Here is a 4,737-nt window from a genome sequence, read left to right as displayed (position 1 = left end):
GTCTTGTGCTTGTCGGGGGTGGGCACAAAGGAAAGCTTCTGCGAATATTCTTCGCAGGAACATTTGCCCTTTGATGTTCCGAAGGCGCTTCTACTTTTCTAATTATCTTTCCCCAAATTTAATAAACGTTCTTTCATCTTCTACTAATCCGCAGGAACCGCATTGTATTTTAATTTCTGGTCCTTTGTATGCCATATGAAAAGGGCTTAAATTTTCGTTTGTAAATTCTTCAACAATTTCTCCTGTGTGCGGGTCGAGTTTAACGGATTGCGGAACCTGTCTAATAATATTAAAACGGCTCCGATTTGTTTTACAATTTGGACAGCAATATGGTGTACTCAACTTAATTGATCTCCCTTCAACATTATTTTAACTATTTTTTGCATATCCGATTTTTTTTATGTAAAAATAGAATGATAAAGACCTATTAAAAAAATTAGATGGTGATGTAACATGTATTATCAAAATTTATTAGATGAATATCGAAAGTTATGGAAAAATCGTTCCCTTTTAGCTGACGAGTCTGCGGAATTAATATTAAAAGAAGCTATTGTCAGGGAGCTGAAGGATGAAAACGCTCATCCTAGAGTTCGAAAATCATTAATGGAAAAGTATTATATGGCAACAAAAAGAATTATCGAATCAGAGTTATCTGACCAAAGTAAAATCGCTTTAATTCAATTGCATCTAGAGCTGACGGAGTTCACAAAAAGCGTCCAATCATCAAAATGAACTTCACAAATTAAACACATATAGGCCATATAATATGGAAAAAAGGTTAAAAGAGGAGAAGCCTGTGCCTATATTATTCCGATTTTTGATTATATTTGTGACAGCAATATTATTATCTTCATGCACGAATCAAAAATTTCAGCCTATTGAAGAAGATCTTTCTATTGCTGCAACTGTCAATATTAAGGATATGTCTGTTTCTTTCGTTAATATAGAGAATATGAAAAAGCTTTCCGATTGGAAGCTAAAAAAGCCCTATACAGGTGCCGTTATTTTTCCAGATGGAGATACAATTATACTATTTGGAAAACAGGTTGAGACAGTTGATTTATTTTCTTTAAAAGCCGGAAAAAAGATTGGTAGCTGGAAAACGGGCAAAGGAATTGTCAATGGGAAGCTGCTTCAAACAAATTCCTATATTGCGTTAGTGGATCAAAATCTTGCTAAAATCAGATTATTTGATATGAATGGTGAAGAGAAAGCACAAATTAGGACGGAAAATAATCCATTAACCATCCTTGAATCGGAAAAGGATAAAAAACTATATGTATTAAGTTTCAGTAAAGAAAAACTAACAGTGGTTGACTTGAATAACACAAAAAATGTTTCGAGCTATCATATTCACCCAGCAGCTGCAGGGGCATGGCTAAATGATAATCGGAATGAGCTTTGGATTGGAGGACATGGTGCGGGTGCCGTGGTTGAAAAGGATATTCATGTGTACAATTCAGAAACGGCCGAGTTAATTTACAAAATCCCGGCCCCAACTATGCCTGTGAATTTTTTGGAATTTAATCATCATGTATTTGCACTTAGCCACGGGACAAGCATGCTTTACAAGTTAAATATGGAAGGAAAAGTAGTCAATTCTAAAGTAATTGGTGCAAATCCTTTTGAAATGGCTTTACTTGATCAGTATTTAATGATAGCTGGTTATGACAGCAATGATATTCATATTGTAAACCCGGAAAATCTAGACATAATCAAAACAATCCCCGTGGGGAAGGGACCTTTTCAAATTGTGATAAGAAAAGCGGAAGCGCCTTGAACTGGGGCTTCGAGTGAGAAAATCATGTTCGAAAGTCGTTAAGAGGGAATGATAACGTCCATCGCCACGGAAACTCATTGTTGAAGGTAGTTAAGAGGGGTTTATAACGCCTTTCGATTCAGAAAACCATGGATGAAGGTAGTTAAGAGGGGTTTAAAACGCTCTTCGACACGGAAACTCATAGTTTAAGGTAGTTAAGAGGAGTTCATATCACCCTTCTATACGGAAACCATAGACGAAGGTAGTTAAGAAGGGTTTAAAACGCCCTTCAGTTAAGGGAGAGAAAGTAATGGAGAAGCTAAATATCCTTATTATTGATGATGAGGAGGATATGAGACATCTAGTTGAAATGTATCTGGAGAATTCAGGCTTTCACTGTTTATCTGCTGCTAATGGGGAAGAAGGGTATGCCATCCTAAAGGATACATACATCAGCTTAATTATTCTTGATATTATGATGCCAGATGAAGATGGGTATGAGGTATGTAAGAGGATTAGAGAAAAATATAATATCCCGATCATCTTTTTATCAGCCAAAGGGGAGGAATGGGACAAAGTGCAGGCCCTTCAGCTTGGCGGTGATGATTACCTAGTTAAACCATTTAGTCCAGGAGAGCTTGTCGCAAGAATTAATGCCGTCCTACGCAGAAGCGGTATGACAAAAACTGACTCATATATCCAAGTTGGAAAAATAATCATTGATCAATTGGCTAGAAAAGTATCAGTAGCAGGGCAAAGTATATCTTTAACATTGAAGGAGTTTGAACTTCTCCTATGTTTCGTTGATCATCAGTCACAGGCTTTGAGCAGAGAACAGCTTCTTGACTCAGTTTGGGGAATTGATTATATAGGGAGTCTTCGAACGGTTGATACACATATTAAAACATTAAGAATGAAGCTTGGTGTCGGGGATTATATACAGACTGTATGGGGAATCGGCTATAAATTTGAGGTGCCTTCAGAATGAAGTTTAAGTTTACCGATAGTCTGGCAAAAAAACTATGGCTCACCATTACAGCGGCCATTTTAATTACGATTATTTATTCCTATTTCCTCTCTTATTTATTTTATGAAAAGCTATATGTAAATAATGTAGAGACTTCATTAATAGAGGAAGGAAATCGTTTGGCAAGCGAATATGATGGGGGAGCTTTAACAGAGGAATTAATTGATAGAATTGAATGGTATGGAACAAAATCTGAATCAGAAATTTTTATTGTCAGCAATCCCAGGGAGCTAAGTGCCTGCTTACCCTTTGATATCGATTATGAGGCATTAATAAGCGGGAAGGAAAGAGAACAGCTGCTTAAAGGTGAACCGGTACATAAGATTGGTTATGAGGAGCGGTTTGATCGGCAAATTATGGCTGTAGTTATTCCTCTTTTGGATGAAAATAGGCTTGAGGGAATTATTTATTTATATTTACCGCTAGCAAAAATTTCAGAGGTCACAACAGACTTTGCTTATTTATGGATGATGGCGGCCTTTCTATTTTTAATTATTGCTATTTCTTTTGGAACAATCCTTGTCCGAAGGCTGACAAAACCGTTACTTGAGATGAAGGCTGCAGCTGAGTGTGTCTCAAAGGGGGAGTATTCAATCAAGATCGATAATCAATCAACAGATGAAATTGGTCAGCTTGCCCATGCATTTAATCATATGGCTTCTTCTATTCAACGAGAGGACGAAAGGAAAAAAGAGTTTCTCGCCAATGTCTCCCATGAACTTAGAACCCCAATAAGCTATGTAAAAGGGTATAGTGAAGCATTAATTTCTGGGATTGCCAAAAAGGAAGACCATGATCGCTATGTCCATATCATTCATCGGGAAGCAGGAAGAATGGAACGGCTAGTAGGTGATCTTCTTGACCTTTCACGACTGGACTCTGAAGAATTTAAGTTGGAAAAAATGCCGCTTCCACTTGCACAAATTATTGAAAACTCTTTGCAGAAGTACGGACCAATTATGAAGAATAAGAATGTAGACCTCCAATATCAGCTCGATCCGGATATTATAATAAATGGAGATGAAGGCCGGATTGAACAGGTTATCCAAAATATTATGGACAATTCCATACGATACACTGACAAAGGAGAAATCAGACTTGAGCTTTATAAAATAAAGGAAGGCTGCTGTATAGAGATGAAGGATACAGGAATAGGAATTCCTTCTGAAGATATTGATAAAATAAAGCAGCGATTTTTCAGAGTAAATAAGGCAAGGACCAGAAAGGATGGGGGAACAGGTTTGGGGCTTGCGATTGTCGAAAAGATTGTTAATCTCCATGGTGGGAAGCTAATGATCACGAGCAAGCTCGAATTAGGGACAACTGTTAGGATTATTCTTCCAGTTATCGATCTTTAGTTATAAAAACATCATATGTGTAATATTTTTGTAACAATAGTAAAACAAGCTGCCTTTATAATAACTTGTCAACACCGAATTCTTAGTAATATTCTGGAGTAACTTTAAGGTGGTTTCTTCTAAAGGATTATCTATCCAAGTAAATATCCTCCAGTCTATTTTTTATAAACCTACAAAGTAAAAGGTTTTACGAGATTCATGTGATTATTCTAGCTTTATATTTTTCATATACAAGGAAATTGTTAAATCTCTCCAGAAATATTACGGAAAACCATGTGTTATGATGATTGTGCAAGCAAGGCAGCACACAAATAACTCACATCAGGGAGGATTTAATAGATGAATAAAAAAATGTTATTTTCAGTAGCAGCAGCGGCAGCTTTACTAGTTTCAAATCCAGTGGTGAATAAGGCAGACGCAGCATCCAATTGCCCAACACCTCAACAAGTTAAAGTTAATTACTCACAATCTACTAATGTAAATTACGATCAAGTTAATAGCATTCTGCAAAAATACCTTAAGAATTACAATATTCAATGGGATATGAATGGATTAAATAAACAATTTGCACAACAGCCAGTACAACAAAAGCC

General features: G+C 36.5%; 5 protein-coding genes and 1 pseudogene. 5 read left to right on the top strand and 1 reads right to left on the bottom strand.

Translation table 11 applies throughout. From position 1 onward, the window contains the following. Nucleotides 1-102 precede the first annotated feature (102 nt). Nucleotides 103-342, bottom strand: coding sequence for a DNA alkylation repair protein (locus V7149_RS10160; RefSeq protein ID WP_335345517.1), 240 nt, complete (start codon nt 340-342; stop codon nt 103-105). A 111-nt stretch (nt 343-453) separates the two neighbouring features. Here V7149_RS10160 and V7149_RS10155 point away from each other — a divergent pair, with 111 nt between their 5' ends. From V7149_RS10155 to V7149_RS10135, 5 genes and pseudogenes are all read left to right on the top strand, one after another. Continuing rightward, nucleotides 454-732: a hypothetical protein gene (locus tag V7149_RS10155; protein WP_335345516.1), complete on the top strand. Its 279-nt coding sequence runs from the start codon at nt 454-456 to the stop codon at nt 730-732. 64 nt (nt 733-796) lie between these two features. Continuing rightward, the gene (locus V7149_RS10150) at nt 797-1,780 is read left to right on the top strand and encodes a YncE family protein (RefSeq protein WP_335345515.1); all 984 of its coding nucleotides are present in this window, start codon (nt 797-799) and stop codon (nt 1,778-1,780) included. 289 nt (nt 1,781-2,069) lie between these two features. Then, nucleotides 2,070-2,747: a response regulator transcription factor gene (locus tag V7149_RS10145; protein ID WP_335345514.1), complete on the top strand. Its 678-nt coding sequence runs from the start codon at nt 2,070-2,072 to the stop codon at nt 2,745-2,747. Beyond that, nucleotides 2,744-4,144 (top strand): sensor histidine kinase, encoded by a 1,401-nt coding sequence (locus V7149_RS10140; RefSeq protein ID WP_335345513.1) that lies wholly within the window; start codon nt 2,744-2,746, stop codon nt 4,142-4,144. Before V7149_RS10145 ends, V7149_RS10140 begins: the two co-directional genes overlap by 4 nt. 339 nt (nt 4,145-4,483) lie before the next feature. Beyond that, nucleotides 4,484-4,737: pseudogene (locus tag V7149_RS10135) on the top strand (CAP domain-containing protein); the annotation flags it as partial.

Source organism: Bacillus sp. JJ1503 (genome assembly GCF_036965125.1).
Lineage (GTDB): Bacteria > Bacillota > Bacilli > Bacillales > Cytobacillaceae > Cytobacillus.
This window is presented reverse-complemented; position numbering and strand designations above follow the sequence as displayed.